Origin of the sequence: Flavobacterium cerinum, assembly GCF_024496085.1 — a bacterium.
GTDB lineage: Bacteria > Bacteroidota > Bacteroidia > Flavobacteriales > Flavobacteriaceae > Flavobacterium > Flavobacterium cerinum_A.
On the sequence record NZ_CP101751.1, the window covers coordinates 3,541,577 to 3,555,521 of the forward strand.

General features: G+C 37.1%; 14 protein-coding genes. 9 read left to right on the forward strand and 5 right to left on the reverse strand.

The window, feature by feature from the left end; translation table 11 throughout:
* Nucleotides 1-7 precede the first annotated feature (7 nt).
* From NOX80_RS15930 to NOX80_RS15940, 3 genes are all read right to left on the reverse strand, one after another.
* Nucleotides 8-907: a hypothetical protein gene (locus NOX80_RS15930; protein ID WP_256550791.1), complete on the reverse strand. Its 900-nt coding sequence runs from the start codon at nucleotides 905-907 to the stop codon at nucleotides 8-10.
* A complete protein-coding gene (locus tag NOX80_RS15935) occupies nucleotides 907-2,343 on the reverse strand; it encodes an MBOAT family O-acyltransferase (protein ID WP_256550792.1) in 1,437 nt (478 codons plus the stop codon). The genes NOX80_RS15930 and NOX80_RS15935 overlap by 1 nt, the downstream gene beginning before the upstream one ends.
* Nucleotides 2,344-2,563: 220 nt before the next feature.
* On the reverse strand, nucleotides 2,564-3,190 hold the full coding sequence (locus NOX80_RS15940; protein WP_256550793.1) for a TetR/AcrR family transcriptional regulator: 627 nt from the start codon (nucleotides 3,188-3,190) through the stop codon (nucleotides 2,564-2,566).
* Between the two features lie 78 nt (nucleotides 3,191-3,268).
* Between NOX80_RS15940 and NOX80_RS15945 the strand changes: the two genes are divergently transcribed.
* From NOX80_RS15945 to NOX80_RS15970, 6 genes are all read left to right on the forward strand, one after another.
* Nucleotides 3,269-3,754, forward strand: coding sequence for a DUF2867 domain-containing protein (locus NOX80_RS15945; protein ID WP_256550794.1), 486 nt, complete (start codon nucleotides 3,269-3,271; stop codon nucleotides 3,752-3,754).
* 87 nt (nucleotides 3,755-3,841) lie between these two features.
* A complete protein-coding gene (locus tag NOX80_RS15950) occupies nucleotides 3,842-4,651 on the forward strand; it encodes an alpha/beta hydrolase (protein ID WP_256550795.1) in 810 nt (269 codons plus the stop codon).
* Between the two features lie 21 nt (nucleotides 4,652-4,672).
* Nucleotides 4,673-7,189 carry a cation-translocating P-type ATPase gene (locus NOX80_RS15955; protein WP_256550796.1) on the forward strand — a complete coding sequence of 839 codons (2,517 nt, stop codon included), beginning with the start codon at nucleotides 4,673-4,675 and terminating at the stop codon, nucleotides 7,187-7,189.
* A gap of 71 nt (nucleotides 7,190-7,260) precedes the next feature.
* Nucleotides 7,261-8,130 (forward strand): cation diffusion facilitator family transporter, encoded by an 870-nt coding sequence (locus NOX80_RS15960; RefSeq protein ID WP_256550797.1) that lies wholly within the window; start codon nucleotides 7,261-7,263, stop codon nucleotides 8,128-8,130.
* A gap of 86 nt (nucleotides 8,131-8,216) precedes the next feature.
* Nucleotides 8,217-8,846: a hypothetical protein gene (locus NOX80_RS15965; protein WP_256550798.1), complete on the forward strand. Its 630-nt coding sequence runs from the start codon at nucleotides 8,217-8,219 to the stop codon at nucleotides 8,844-8,846.
* A gap of 56 nt (nucleotides 8,847-8,902) precedes the next feature.
* A complete protein-coding gene (locus tag NOX80_RS15970; protein ID WP_256550799.1) occupies nucleotides 8,903-9,358 on the forward strand; it encodes a GyrI-like domain-containing protein in 456 nt (151 codons plus the stop codon).
* 90 nt (nucleotides 9,359-9,448) lie between these two features.
* Here the strand turns inward: NOX80_RS15970 and NOX80_RS15975 are convergent, their stop codons facing one another.
* Together NOX80_RS15975 and NOX80_RS15980 are read right to left on the reverse strand one after the other, a co-directional pair.
* Nucleotides 9,449-9,835, reverse strand: coding sequence for a hypothetical protein (locus NOX80_RS15975; RefSeq protein WP_256550800.1), 387 nt, complete (start codon nucleotides 9,833-9,835; stop codon nucleotides 9,449-9,451).
* Nucleotides 9,828-10,295 (reverse strand): Panacea domain-containing protein, encoded by a 468-nt coding sequence (locus NOX80_RS15980; protein ID WP_256550801.1) that lies wholly within the window; start codon nucleotides 10,293-10,295, stop codon nucleotides 9,828-9,830. Before NOX80_RS15980 ends, NOX80_RS15975 begins: the two co-directional genes overlap by 8 nt.
* 215 nt (nucleotides 10,296-10,510) lie before the next feature.
* Between NOX80_RS15980 and tpx the strand changes: the two genes are divergently transcribed.
* The 3 genes from tpx to NOX80_RS15995 are packed head-to-tail and all read left to right on the forward strand — an operon-like array spanning nucleotide 10,511 to nucleotide 13,945.
* Nucleotides 10,511-11,008, forward strand: coding sequence for a thiol peroxidase (gene tpx / locus NOX80_RS15985; RefSeq protein WP_256550802.1), 498 nt, complete (start codon nucleotides 10,511-10,513; stop codon nucleotides 11,006-11,008).
* A 7-nt stretch (nucleotides 11,009-11,015) separates the two neighbouring features.
* Nucleotides 11,016-11,384 (forward strand): diacylglycerol kinase family protein, encoded by a 369-nt coding sequence (locus NOX80_RS15990; RefSeq protein ID WP_256550803.1) that lies wholly within the window; start codon nucleotides 11,016-11,018, stop codon nucleotides 11,382-11,384.
* Nucleotides 11,385-11,419: 35 nt separating this feature from the next.
* Nucleotides 11,420-13,945: a DNA translocase FtsK gene (locus NOX80_RS15995; RefSeq protein ID WP_256550804.1), complete on the forward strand. Its 2,526-nt coding sequence runs from the start codon at nucleotides 11,420-11,422 to the stop codon at nucleotides 13,943-13,945.

A 13,945-nucleotide genomic window follows, 5' to 3' on the forward strand; every position in this document is an offset into this window, starting at 1 on the left:
TACACGATTACCGGTTACTTTCTTTTTTTAGTTTATCTCTGGTTACGCTATATAGTGCTTCAGTTAAAATGGTAGCCCCTTTTTCATTGAGATGCCCACAATCATAAAATAACGTATCCGAATAACCCGTAGATAAATCCAGTAAATCCGGAAATTTGATTTTTAATTTTTCTATATATCCGTTTGTATTGGTTTTGCTACAGTATGGCGTAGTAAACAATACCAGTTTAACATCATGCGCCTTACAAATGGCTATTATCTCGTCCAAAACACTATTCGAATTTCTTATAGTTTCCGGCAGACTATTTTCTATGGCCGGGATATAATTTCCAAACTTTGGTATAAATCCAATTTCCAGATTGTTACTTGGTTTTTTATTGATTAGCGAAAAGAATAATTCGCGTAACCCAATTTTCGGGTCGTTAAGAGCATATCTGTAAAACGGGATATAAAGTAACTCCCGTTCGTTTTTAAAATATTTTTTGATGTGCTGTATTATAATTTCATTATCCGTATATGGCATTGCTTCTGCAATCGAAATATTAGACGGATTGGTGCTTTCGAAATTGGCATCAAGCTGCAGAAACAAATTTGAAACATGGTTCTGATTGGCCAGTAAAAGCTTTAATTCTAATAAATTATCGTTTAATCCGGCACCTTCCACTCCCAGATTAATGGTTCTTTTCCCGGACAAACTGTCAAATAACCGGGTATCTATATGATTCGCCACTCTTGAAGATCCAAGAAAAACAACATCAAAATGACGCTTTTCCGTTTTTAGAATGTATTGCAGTTTGTTTCTCGGATGCGAATGTAAATAAACCTGTGTATAAACAAAATCACATAAAAATAACAGCGTTATTAGTATCGCTACAAGAAGTACCAATCTTTTCCCAAATTTTTTCATTAGAATTGAAAATAAATAAAATCTGTTATTTGTGAATACACACCTAAAATAATGATGAAAAGTAACGCTAAAATCAACTTTAAAATGGTAAATCTACCAAAAAAAGGATGTTCACGCTCTCTTGAAATCCATTCTACAAACAGGAACCCTCCCAGAATTAATAGCAGTTCGACCGAGTAACGTTCGATCGACAGGTAGGCAATTCCTCCTGAAAAATTAAACGAAAACAGGTTTTTAAGGTATACCAATGCTTTGATTACTGTTTCGGATCTAAAAAACACCCAGGCCATCATCGTTAGAAAAAAAGTTATGATCATCTGTGAAAATTCCCGAAAATTAGGTAGTTTTCTCCCTGCTGCCACTATATCGATATTTTCCCTATTGGTTTTCATTAAAATGGAAGGCATGATATAAAATGCATTTAAAAGTCCCCAGATAATAAAAGTCCAATTGGCTCCGTGCCAAAATCCGCTTACCAAAAAGATGATAAACGTATTGCGAATCCGCATTCTGTTACCTCCCCGACTTCCTCCAAGCGGAATATACAAATAGTCTTTAAACCAGGAAGAAAGCGAGATATGCCAACGCCGCCAAAATTCGGCTATATCGCGGGAAAAATACGGATAATTAAAATTACGGAGTAAATCGATTCCGAATAATTTGGATGTTCCTAAAGCGATATCCGAATAACCGCTAAAATCACCGTAAATCTGAAATGAAAAATAAACGGCGCCCATAAACAGGGTAAGCGAATTTGCCGTGTCATATTTTTCAAAAATTTCATTGGCATAGGTCGCACAACTATCAGCAATTACCATTTTTTTAAATAATCCCCATATAATCTGGTATAAACCATCTATTGCTTTATCGGTATTAAAAACTCTTTTTTTCTTTAATTGTGGTAATAAATGTGTCGCCCGTTCTATTGGCCCGGCTACCAACAACGGAAAATAGCTTACAAATAAGGCATAATCCACCAGATTGCGTTCCGCTTTAATACGGTTTTTATAGATATCGATTACATAGGATAGACCATGGAACGTATAGAATGAAATACCCACCGGCAGGATAATTTTTAAAGTCCAGATTGCTACATTAAACCCAAAATGGTGTAATAAATCGGCAAATGATTCTATAAAGAAGTTATAATATTTAAAAAATCCGAGGAAACCGAGGTTTACAATAATACTCAACCAAAACCAAAACTTCTTTTCATTTTCTTTTGAAGCATCCTGCATTTTTAATCCGGTAACATAATCCAATACTGTGGAAAACAGCAGTAAAAACAAAAAACGCCAATCCCAGCAGGCGTAAAAATAATAGCTTGCCGCCAGTAATAAGATATTCTGTAGTTTGAGATTTTTGTTTATTACAAACCAATACAGCAGGAATACTGTCGGTAAAAATAGTGCGAAACTCAGTGAGTTAAAAAGCATCGTTATTCCAGATTAACAAAACTGATTTGGGGCACAATCCCGAAACAAAGTCTGTTTTTTTATTATTCTATATTCTTATTGTAACATTGTTACGCCGGCGAAAATACAAAAAAGCTATCGTATTCATTTCTTATTTTACATCTAAATAGATGATCATATATTATTTTTCCAAAGCTTTTTATTAAGTATAACGAATACACTTCGCGATATCGGCTCATTGTTATTCATAAAGAGGGAGCACTTCCATAAACTGCTTCTTCCCTTTTGTGGTCAGGTACGGATAAATCGAATGCAGGAATAACAAGGTATGATTTCCCATTGGTCGATAACCGATTGTATTTTCGGTAATTTCTTCAGCTGAAAGATAAAAATCAAGAATAATCTGAATCCGCTTGTACAACATTTCATATTCATCCAATAGCTCGGCTTCCCGAAATAATCCGGAATCAATAAACTGTTCGATCATTCGCAGAAACTGTAATTTTCTTGAAATGATCAATTGCTTATAATGTCCCGAAATGACTTCGTTATTTCGCATCAGATGCACAATATCCAGATAAACAAAACGATAGGCATAAATGGTTACAAAAAAGTTCTCCACAAAAGTAATCAGGTTCTGTAAGCTCACCTCCTTTTCTCCCATCAAGCGGAACTCTTCACTGATGTTATTAACCAGATCAAAATACAAAGCTTCTTCAATATCTTCTTTCTTTTTAAAATGATAGGTCAGATTACCGGGACTTATGCCTAAATGTTCGGCTATTTTCCGTTGGCTTACATTAGGCAGTCCGTAAGTATTAAAAAGCTGTAAACCGGCTTCGAGGATCTTCTTTTTTGTTTTATTCATACAACAAAAATATAAAAATTAGTACAACTGCACTAATCTAAACACTATTTAGTACTTTTGCCCTAAACACTTAATCCCATGAAAGTTATCGAAGAGCATGTTGATCTCAGTGAAAAAGCACTGAAAAGCCTAGTAAAAATTGATTTTTCCGATACTTTTTCCACAACCAATCATCAGGATTCTATAGCTGAAATTACGCGAAAAATATTCGGGCAATCCCCTGTTTGGATTCGAACATTGTTTACAATTCGTAATTTTCTGGTTCGATTGATCGGTTTAAAAAATGAAAAGCCGAGCGATTATAACGTTGGTCTTGCTGTGGGACAATATATTGGTTTTTTTAAAGTTTTTTCGGTCGATAAAACTGAAATACTCCTCGGTGCAGATGACACTCATTTAAATTTCAGAGCGCTGATTCAGAATACTTCTACAGCCAACTATAACATTAAAGTAACAACGTTGGTTGCCTATAACAATCAAAAAGGGCGCTATTACATGCGGTTTATTCTACCTTTTCACCGGATCGTGGTAAAAAGCATGGTTCGCCAAGCGTATCAAAATTAAATTACATCCTAACTTATATCTTTTGAAATTGAATAAATAATAGGTAATTTTAGGTAATTCTAATCCAAACCTAAAAGTTATACTATTATGACTAAGCATTTCCTGTTCCTTTTTATGCTATTGATTTGGGGACCTGTATGGGCCTTAAAACCGGATAAAAATTATGTTGCAAAACCTGAAGACTTATCTTTGACCTATACCGCTAATACTATTACAACCCGCGATGGCTATGTATTACAGTCCTGGGCAATTGCACCTAATAAGGAAAACGATAATAAAACCACTTTGATTGTAGCTTACGGTGATTCGGGGAATATGTCATACTGGCTTAATCAGGCATGGGTTGCTTCCAATAATGGTTATACTGTCGTTTTATTCGACTACCGCGGATTCGGAAAAAGTCAGGATTTCAACATCAACAACGACTATTTGTATTACAATGAATTCGCAACCGATTTGGAAGCAGTAATTGAATGGACAAAAGTGAATCAAAAAAATACAAAAACAGGAATTTGGGCACTTTCAATGGGAACCATTATGACCAATCTTGCCCTTCAAAAACAAAAAGTGGATTTTGTAATTGCCGAAGGACTTGTTTATGATCCGTCAGCAATCGCATCTAAAATCAAACAGGTTAAAAACAAAACGATACTGTTACCGGATACGAATTTTGATATTAAAAAATTATCCCGGTCCATTACTTGTCCTTATTTGCTGATTGCCGGAAAACAAGACAAAATGACAACATCGGAAGACAGTAAGCTTTTTTCAGAACTGGCAAAAGGGCGACAATTAATCGAATTTGACGGCAATCATCTGGAAGGATTCACCAAATTATCCGGCGATGGTTTCGGTGCTATTTATATGCAAAAAATACAGCAATTTATCAATCCGTAGTAACCTGTCAACGTTATAACCATGCAAGACATAAAAGGACTCACAGCAAAGGAAGTACTCGAATCCCGAAAAAAGTACGGCAAAAATCAAGTCGACTATAAGAAGGAAAACGGTTTCTGGAAAGCCGTTAAGAGTCTTGTTCAGGAACCCATGGTATTGTTACTGTTGGTAGCAGCATTACTTTATTTTATCAGTGGAGATACCGGCGATGGTATTTTTCTGGCATCAGCGATTGTTTTGGTAGCAGCAATTTCATTATATCAGGATTCCAGAAGTCGAAATGCGCTTGAAAAGCTAAAGGCGTATACCGAACCGGAATGTACCGTGATTCGCAACGGAATTACCAAAAAAATCAAAAGTGAAGAACTAGTTATCGGAGATTCTCTGGTAGCAGAAGAAGGTACTGCTATTGCTGCGGATGCCAAAATTATTCAATCCAATGATTTTTCGGTTAATGAATCCATACTTACCGGTGAATCCCTACCCGTTGCAAAAGATGCTGAAAGTTCAGATTCATATCTTTATCAAGGTACAACAGTTGCCAGCGGATTGGCTATTGCAACAGTTACAGCTATAGGAAACAAGACCAAACTGGGACAAATCGGAAAAAGCTTAGACAGCATAAAAGAAGAAAAGACTCCGTTAGAAAGACAAATCGGGAATTTTGTCAAAAAGATGGTTATCATCGGAGCAATCGTTTTTCTTATTGTATGGCTTCTCAATTATTACCAATCGGGAGAATTACTCGACAGTCTGCTAAAAGCATTAACACTGGCCATGAGTATTCTTCCGGAAGAAATTCCCGTCGCTTTTACAACCTTTATGGCTTTGGGTGCCTGGCGTTTAATGCGACTCGGCATATTGGTCAAACAAATGAAAACTGTCGAAACACTAGGGAGTGCAACTGTTATTTGTACCGATAAAACCGGAACATTGACCGAAAACAAAATGAGCCTCGCTAAAATATATAATTTTGAAACTGATTCTATTTCGGATTATACTGAAGCCAGCGCTAACGGGAATGCCACAATTATCCGAATGGCAATGTGGGCCAGCGAACCTATTCCTTTTGACCCGATGGAAACGGCAATTCATGAAGCTTACCGGCAAACCCATGTTGATGATGAACGACCGGGTTATAAGATTGTACACGAATATCCGTTGGGCGGTAAACCACCTATGATGACGCATATTTTTGAGAATTCAGCAGGAAATCGCATTATCGCTGCTAAAGGTGCTCCGGAGGCATTTTTAAATTCTATTTCTTTTAGTGAAGACCAGAAAAACAGCATAAATTCTGCCATTAAACAGCTGGCATCTGACGGTTATCGCATTTTAGGAGTAGCCGAATCCCGTTTTGAAGGAGATCATTACCCGAAACAACAACAGAATTTTGATTTTACATTTAAAGGAATCGTTGCTTTTTACGATCCGCCGAAAAAAAATATTACTTCGGTATTGCAAGAATTTTATAAAGCCGGTATTACTGTAAAAATCGTTACCGGAGACAATGCCGAAACAACTGCTGCCATTGCACGCCAAATCCAATTCGTTGGCAGTGAAAAAAGTCTGAACGGAGATGAACTGATACAAATGGATCAGCAGGAATTACAGCAACGGGTTCGCGATACTCATGTATTTACCCGAATGTACCCGGAAGCCAAACTTAAAATTATCAATGCTTTAAAAGCACAAAATGAAATCGTAGCGATGACCGGGGACGGTGTTAACGACGGCCCTGCTTTAAAAGCCGCTCATATTGGTATTGCTATGGGAAAAAAGGGGACTGAAATTGCTAAGCAAGCCGCCTCGCTAATCTTACTTGAAGATGACCTTTCCAAAATGGTAACCGCTATTGCAATGGGCAGACGAATTTATACCAATCTGAAAAAAGCTATTCAATATATCATTTCAATTCACATTCCTATTATTCTTACCGTTTTCCTTCCATTAGCATTAGGATGGATCTATCCGAATATTTTTTCACCCGTACATGTGATTTTCCTAGAGCTGATCATGGGACCTACCTGCTCTATCATTTACGAAAACGAACCAATGGAAACCAATACCATGAATGAAAAGCCGCGTCCGTTTTCGAATACTTTTTTCAATTGGAAAGAACTCACAACAAGTATCATACAAGGGTTAGCTATAACAGCAGGAACTCTGGGAATATATCAATATGCCGTTTACCATGATTACAATGAAAATACAACCCGGACTTTGGTATTCACCACATTGATCATTGCTAATATCTTTTTGACTTTGGTCAATCGTTCGTTTTACTACTCCGTCATCAAAACATTACGCTATAAAAACAGTATGATTACAAGTATAATAGGCATAACCCTACTACTACTTGGGCTCTTACTTTTTGTACCGCCTCTGACTGCTTTTTTTGAATTTGAAACGTTATCGCTGCAATCTTTAGTGACCAGTATATTAATCGGGTTTATATCCGTAATCTGGTATGAAATTATTAAGGCTTTTAAACGGTTAAACCATCAGAGTTATAAATGGCTTAAAAGACAAATTTGATGTAAAAAATATTTTTCACGCCCCATCAGCATTGATATTTTATGTAATTTCGCTTACTATTTGGACTCCTAATGACGAACGAACGAACCGCTATAAAAACGACCTATTTCAGTATCATCGGTAATACTGCACTGGCATTGATTAAAGGTTTAACCGGTTATTTTGGGAACTCATATGCCCTGATTGCCGATGCCATCGAATCGACTACCGATATTTTCGCTTCGTTTCTGGTATTATTCGGTATCAAATATTCCAATCGCCCGGCTGATAAAAACCACCCATACGGACACGGAAGAGCCGAACCGCTTATCACGTTTCTGGTTGTAGGCTTTCTTATTACATCGGCAACTATTATTGCTTACGAAAGCATTATCAACATCGGAACACCACACGATCTCCCTAAACCCTACACGCTGATCGTATTGGGTGCTATCATTATCTGGAAGGAAATTTCCTTTAGAATGGTTTATAAAAAAGGGATTCAAACCAATAGTTCTTCCTTAAAAGCCGACGCCTGGCACCATCGAAGTGATGCTATTACCTCACTGGCTGCGTTTATCGGAATATCGATTGCTTTAATTTTCGGAAAAGGGTATGAATCCGCGGATGACTGGGCAGCCTTATTTGCTTCGTTCTTTATTTTATACAATAGCTATTTAATTTTCCGTCCGGCTTTAGGCGAAATCATGGATGAACATTTCTATGATGATCTGATTGAAGAAATCAGAACGGTTTCTATTGGTGTCGAAGGTGTTATGGATACCGAAAAGTGTTTTATCCGTAAATCGGGTATGAAATACCATGTAGACTTACACGCCGTTGTAAATGCTTATCTTACGGTAAAAGAAGGTCATGAAATCGCACATCGCCTTAAAGACACATTAAAAGAACGTATTCCGGAATTAGGACATATCCTGATTCATATTGAACCAAACGAATAAAAGTAAAATTACTTTCCTCAACTGACATACTGTTGTCACTATCCGGTTTTACTTTCGTGCCGTTATTCAATTAATGCGTTAACATCATGATAAAAGTAAATACCCTGAATGCTTCCGTAATGGAATGTACCCGTTTCCGGATAGCGGAAAACGCAACTGAAAAAGACTTACTACAAGCTATTTCCGATTTCGAAAATCAGTTTTTAGCCCATCTGGAAGGAATCGCTTTTCATTGCCTTGCCAAAAACGATAAAGGCGAATATGCTAATATTCTTCTGGCTCAAAACACAGCAGTACTCACAACCATAGAAAAAGATATTACTTCCAATCCCGGAGCACTTTCCTTTTTAAAGTTAATCGACAAAAAATCAGTAATAATTCATTATTTGAACATTGAAAAAGAGCCGCTACTTATACCTGAAAATTTTTCCTGTGTCGAACTAGGCACTTTTGCATTAAAAAAAGGAACTTTACAGGAGCTACTGGCTGTTTCCGATAGTATTGAAAAAAATTATTTGTCCCATTTCCCAAATACACAATTACATTTTATCGGTACGCTTCCGGATGATATCTATGCTGAGGTAACTTTCGGTACAACACTTCAATCGACACAACAAATCTGCGCCGGTTATCTGTCGGATCCCAATTGTACTCCGCTAATGGAAATGATTGACGAAACCCGAATGGCGCTTGATTTTTGGAGTGTACTCGCTTAAAATCTGTATTTTTAAAATAATCATAAATTGCATCTTTATATCCAATACCAAAACTTATGAACCCGGAAAAAATAGAATCCTTTAGTGTAATCGGAATTTCCGTACGAACAACAAATGAAAACCAACAAGCGATGAAAGATATCGGATTGCTTTGGCAACAATTTATAACGGAAGCCTGTATCGAAAAAATCCCGAATAAAATTGATTCAACCGTATATTGTATTTATACCGATTATGAAAAAGATCATACCAAACCCTATACTACAATCTTAGGATGCCGTGTATCGGATACAGCAAATATTCCGGATGGGATGATCGCTAAAGACATTTCAGCCAGTAGTTATCAAAAGATAATTGCTAAAGGAAATATATTCCAAGGCGCATTAGCTGAAGCCTGGACCCAAATATGGAATTCCGATATTAAAAGAGCCTATACCGCCGACTTTGAAGTCTATTCAGACAAAGCCAAAAATCCCGAAAATGCTGAAGTTGATATTTTTATCGCAATATAACACGCCCTTTTTATCGGAAACAGCAATATTATAAATCATCCTGAGTTTTGTTTAATTTTACCCAAAACAGCACTACTCAGGATACTCTACTTATACAAACATTCTTTTACCCCTTTCACTTTTACCGGGAAACAAATTTTTAAGCACAATCACAACCATACCAATCACATTGGCAGTGGAAGTTATCAATAAACTAATCAGAACACTATCGGAGAGTTTATAACTATTATTTCTTAGAATATCAAGCACATTACACAACCAGTATACTAAAACCAAAGTATAAACAGCCGAAAATACGACTCTTAAGATCGTATTGGATCGATACCGATCCGTTTTTGATTTGAACTTTCGTATTCTTTCTTTTTCCAGATTCATTGATAAACACTTCCCTTGAACAATTCCGATTTCCATATCAAATTGATTTACAGGCGAAGTATTTAATGCTATCCGTTCTACGTTTTCTCCAAAGCTATTCATCCTCTTTGGCACTCATTTTTGCTTTGTAATGCTGATATATCGTTTCATCATTTAATTCTCTATTCGATCCTTTACAATACACTTCATTCCAGGGTGCACCTTCTTCATGTGTTAAGGCACTTAAATAAACACCATCATACTTACCGTAAATAGACCATATTTTATCTAAAAAAGTCTTATCTCTATCTTTTATCTTTTCTAAAACAGGCAGAGGAATTTTTGACGAAATGTTCCATTTCTTATAATTTTTCTTAATATTCCGATAAAGAGAAGGGAACACAGGCCCCATATCCCAGGCAACCGGTTGTTCATCGGTTAATCGTTCTTTGCCTTCGGTAACGGCAAGATACCATCCGTAAGCGATATAAGTTAGTTTCAGGAGCTTCATCGGTGTTAACTCTCCTCCTTTTCCGTACTTTTCAATGTAATAATTGGCAATTGTTGTGGGACTGTATGGCATAGATTCTTTGAATTACGGTTGCTAAAATTTACTCCTTTAGCCACAATTAATACTAACACGAAGTACGTGTTTCTTTTTTGACTTAAACTGTTTTAACAAAATTTGTCCTCATTTCTTTCCGAATCGACCAAAGTAAAAAGTAAAAACGTCGGTTCAACCGCTTTTATATTTCCGATATAATTTTATACTTTTGAATACTAAAAAAAATTGAAACAATGGCACAAATCACTTTACAAGGAAATACCATCCACACATTCGGGGAATTACCTGCTGTAGGAACACAGGCAAAAGATTTTCAACTGGTTAAAAACGATCTTTCCGTAGCATCACTATCCGATTTTAAAGGAAGTAAGGTCGTTTTAAATATTTTCCCAAGTGTTGACACGGGTACTTGTGCAGCATCGGTTCGTAAATTTAACGAAAAAGCAAGTAATCTTGAGAATACAAAAGTACTTTGCATTTCCCGTGACCTACCTTTTGCACAAGCGCGTTTTTGCGGAGCTGAAGGCCTGACTAATGTGGTTAATCTTTCCGATTTCAGAGACGGAAACTTCGGAAAAGAATACGGATTAACAATTACCGACGGACCTTTGGCCGGATTACATTCCCGAGCAGTTATCGTACTTGATGAAAACGGAGTAGTACAATACAGCGAACAGGTTTCGGAAATTGTAGATGAACCGAATTATGACAATGCTTTAGCAGCACTTTAAAAAATCAATGAAAAAAGATAATTCCTTTTTTACCGGCCGGCTAAGAAGCCTTGTTTTTGCTTTTAAAGGAGCATACAAACTGGTAACTACTGAACACAGTGTTATGGTTCAGTTTAGTCTGGCAGTACTGATTACACTGGCCGGATTTTATTTTCAGATTACGAAAGAGGAATGGTTAGTACAAACCCTTGCTATCGGATTGGTACTTAGTATCGAAGGTTTGAATACCGCTGTCGAAAAAATAGCGGATTTTATTCATCCTGATTATCATCAAAAAATCGGTTTTATAAAAGACATAGCTGCCGGTGCTGTATTTTTTGCAGCTATTGCCGCTATAGCTGTGGGATTAATCATATATTTGCCACGGCTAACCTGATTTGCATTTTTAGCAACATAATTTCAACTTTCTGAATGGCAAAAGCGACCAAAAAAGATACTTCTGATAAAGGAGAAAAAACGGCTAAACCGAAATTTTCATGGCAGTTATCACGCCAGTACAAAGTCCTCCTGGGGGCTTTACTTGTTTTATTTTCGGTAGCCCTGTTACTCTCTTTTATTTCCTATTACATTTATGGCGACTACGACCAGAGCGCACTAACAGACTTTAGTGACCGTAGTGAAAAAACCTATAACTGGCTGGGAAAATTCGGAGCTTTCCTTTCTGATATTTTCCTTTATAAAGGATTTGGAGTTGCTTCCTTCCTTTTTGTACGGTTATTCTTTTTAGCCGGTGCCTATTTATTGGTTGATCTATCTTTAGGCAAACTCAAAAAGACCATGTTCTGGGATTTATTTGTGATGGTTATTCTATCCATCTTATTTGGTTTTTTCTGGAACTATGTACCGCAATTAGGAGGTGTAATCGGCTATGAAATGAACCTTTTTGTCCAGGATTATTTGGGTAAAACCGGTACTTTCCTTGTATTACTTTTTGGTATTATTGTTTATTTAATTCTAAAAATCAGAATCTCCACAGAAGGTATTAAAAACTTTTTTGAAAGATCAAATCAATCTTTTACAGAAGAATTAAATCAGGACAAACCGGTTACCGACAGTCAAATCATCACTCCGGTACCACTTCCCGATGAAATCGTAGACGAATCCATTACCACTTCCAATCCAAGTCTGGATTTTAACAATGAAGAAGACGATGAAATTCTGTCGAATATCGAATTAAAAACCAAACCTTCATCATTTGAAATCAATAAAGATGCCTTAAAACCAACAATTGAGCATCCATCCGAAATCACACTAAAAACAAAACCTGTTGAACCCGTTGTTCCGGTAACGGCACCTCCGGTTATCCCGACAGCACCTGCCTCGGAAATTATCCAAACGAATGATGAGCATTTTGTGATCGAAAAAATAGAAGAAGAAACCTTTGTAGAAGAAAATCTTGCCGCAAAACTGGTTCAGGATTTTGGAGAATTTGATCCTACACTTGAGTTATCCAACTATCAGCTCCCTTCTGTTGATCTTCTTAAAGAATATAATTCCGGTGGGATCACAATCAATCAGGCTGAACTGGAAGAAAATAAAAACCGTATTGTTGAAACCCTTCGCAATTACAAGATTGATATTGCTCAGATTAAAGCAACTGTCGGACCAACCGTAACTTTATACGAAATTGTACCCGAAGCCGGTATTCGTATTTCAAAAATTAAAAGTCTGGAAGATGATATTGCTTTGTCGTTAGCTGCTTTAGGTATTCGTATCATCGCACCGATTCCGGGTAAAGGAACTATCGGTATCGAGGTTCCGAATAATTCACCGACAATGGTGTCCATGAAGAGCGTAATCGGTTCACCTAAATTCCAGACAGCCGAAATGGAATTACCAATAGCCCTTGGAAAAACCATCTCCAATGAGACTTTTGTAGTCGATCTGGCAAAAATGCCGCACTTACTAATGGCCGGAGCAACCGGACAAGGTAAATCAGTCGGACTAAATGCAGTATTGACTTCCTTACTTTATAAAAAACATCCGGCAGAAGTAAAATTTGTCCTTGTTGACCCTAAAAAGGTAGAATTAACCCTTTTTAATAAAATTGAACGTCATTATCTGGCCAAACTTCCGGATACAGAAGACGCAATCATAACAGATAACACCAAAGTAATCAATACATTAAACTCATTATGTATTGAAATGGACAACCGTTACAGCCTGCTAAAAGATGCAATGGTGCGTAACATTAAAGAATATAACGAAAAATTCAAGCTTCGTAAATTAAATCCGGAAAACGGACATCGTTTCTTACCTTATATCGTTTTAGTTGTCGATGAGTTTGCCGACTTAATCATGACTGCCGGTAAAGAAGTAGAAACACCGATTGCTCGTTTAGCCCAATTAGCCCGTGCCATCGGAATTCATTTGATCATTGCAACCCAGCGTCCGTCAGTAAACGTTATTACCGGTATTATAAAAGCCAACTTCCCGGCTCGAATTGCTTTCCGTGTGACATCTAAAATCGATTCAAGGACAATTTTAGACAGTCAGGGCGCCGATCAGTTAATTGGTCGCGGAGATTTACTTTACACACAAGGTAATGATCTTACCCGCGTACAGTGTGCTTTTGTTGACACACCTGAAGTTGAAAAAATAACCGAATTTATCGGTTCACAAAAAGCCTATCCGAATGCTTATTTGCTTCCGGAATACGTAGGCGAAGAAAGTGGCATAAGTCTTGATATTGATATTGCTGATAGAGACTCTTTATTCAGAGATGCTGCCGAGATTATTGTAACGGCACAACAAGGATCAGCCTCTTTGTTACAAAGAAAACTAAAACTGGGCTATAACCGGGCCGGACGTTTGATCGACCAATTGGAAGCCGCCGGAATCGTAGGACCTTTCGAAGGCAGTAAAGCCCGAAGTGTATTAATCCCGGATTTAGTAGCGCTCAATCAATTCTTTGATAATGAACTAAATGACTTGTAA

Excerpts from the sequence above, each read along its gene's own strand:
- NOX80_RS15930 (WP_256550791.1), bottom strand. The coding sequence starts at position 907 with ATGAAAAAATTTGGGAAAAGATTGGTACTTCTTGTAGCGATACTAATA.
- NOX80_RS15935 (WP_256550792.1), bottom strand. The coding sequence starts at position 2,343 with ATGCTTTTTAACTCACTGAGTTTCGCACTATTTTTACCGACAGTATTC.
- NOX80_RS15940 (WP_256550793.1), bottom strand. The coding sequence starts at position 3,190 with ATGAATAAAACAAAAAAGAAGATCCTCGAAGCCGGTTTACAGCTTTTT.
- NOX80_RS15945 (WP_256550794.1), top strand. The coding sequence starts at position 3,269 with ATGAAAGTTATCGAAGAGCATGTTGATCTCAGTGAAAAAGCACTGAAA.
- NOX80_RS15950 (WP_256550795.1), top strand. The coding sequence starts at position 3,842 with ATGACTAAGCATTTCCTGTTCCTTTTTATGCTATTGATTTGGGGACCT.
- NOX80_RS15955 (WP_256550796.1), top strand. The coding sequence starts at position 4,673 with ATGCAAGACATAAAAGGACTCACAGCAAAGGAAGTACTCGAATCCCGA.
- NOX80_RS15960 (WP_256550797.1), top strand. The coding sequence starts at position 7,261 with ATGACGAACGAACGAACCGCTATAAAAACGACCTATTTCAGTATCATC.
- NOX80_RS15965 (WP_256550798.1), top strand. The coding sequence starts at position 8,217 with ATGATAAAAGTAAATACCCTGAATGCTTCCGTAATGGAATGTACCCGT.
- NOX80_RS15970 (WP_256550799.1), top strand. The coding sequence starts at position 8,903 with ATGAACCCGGAAAAAATAGAATCCTTTAGTGTAATCGGAATTTCCGTA.
- NOX80_RS15975 (WP_256550800.1), bottom strand. The coding sequence starts at position 9,835 with ATGAATAGCTTTGGAGAAAACGTAGAACGGATAGCATTAAATACTTCG.
- NOX80_RS15980 (WP_256550801.1), bottom strand. The coding sequence starts at position 10,295 with ATGCCATACAGTCCCACAACAATTGCCAATTATTACATTGAAAAGTAC.
- tpx (WP_256550802.1), top strand. The coding sequence starts at position 10,511 with ATGGCACAAATCACTTTACAAGGAAATACCATCCACACATTCGGGGAA.
- NOX80_RS15990 (WP_256550803.1), top strand. The coding sequence starts at position 11,016 with ATGAAAAAAGATAATTCCTTTTTTACCGGCCGGCTAAGAAGCCTTGTT.
- NOX80_RS15995 (WP_256550804.1), top strand. The coding sequence starts at position 11,420 with ATGGCAAAAGCGACCAAAAAAGATACTTCTGATAAAGGAGAAAAAACG.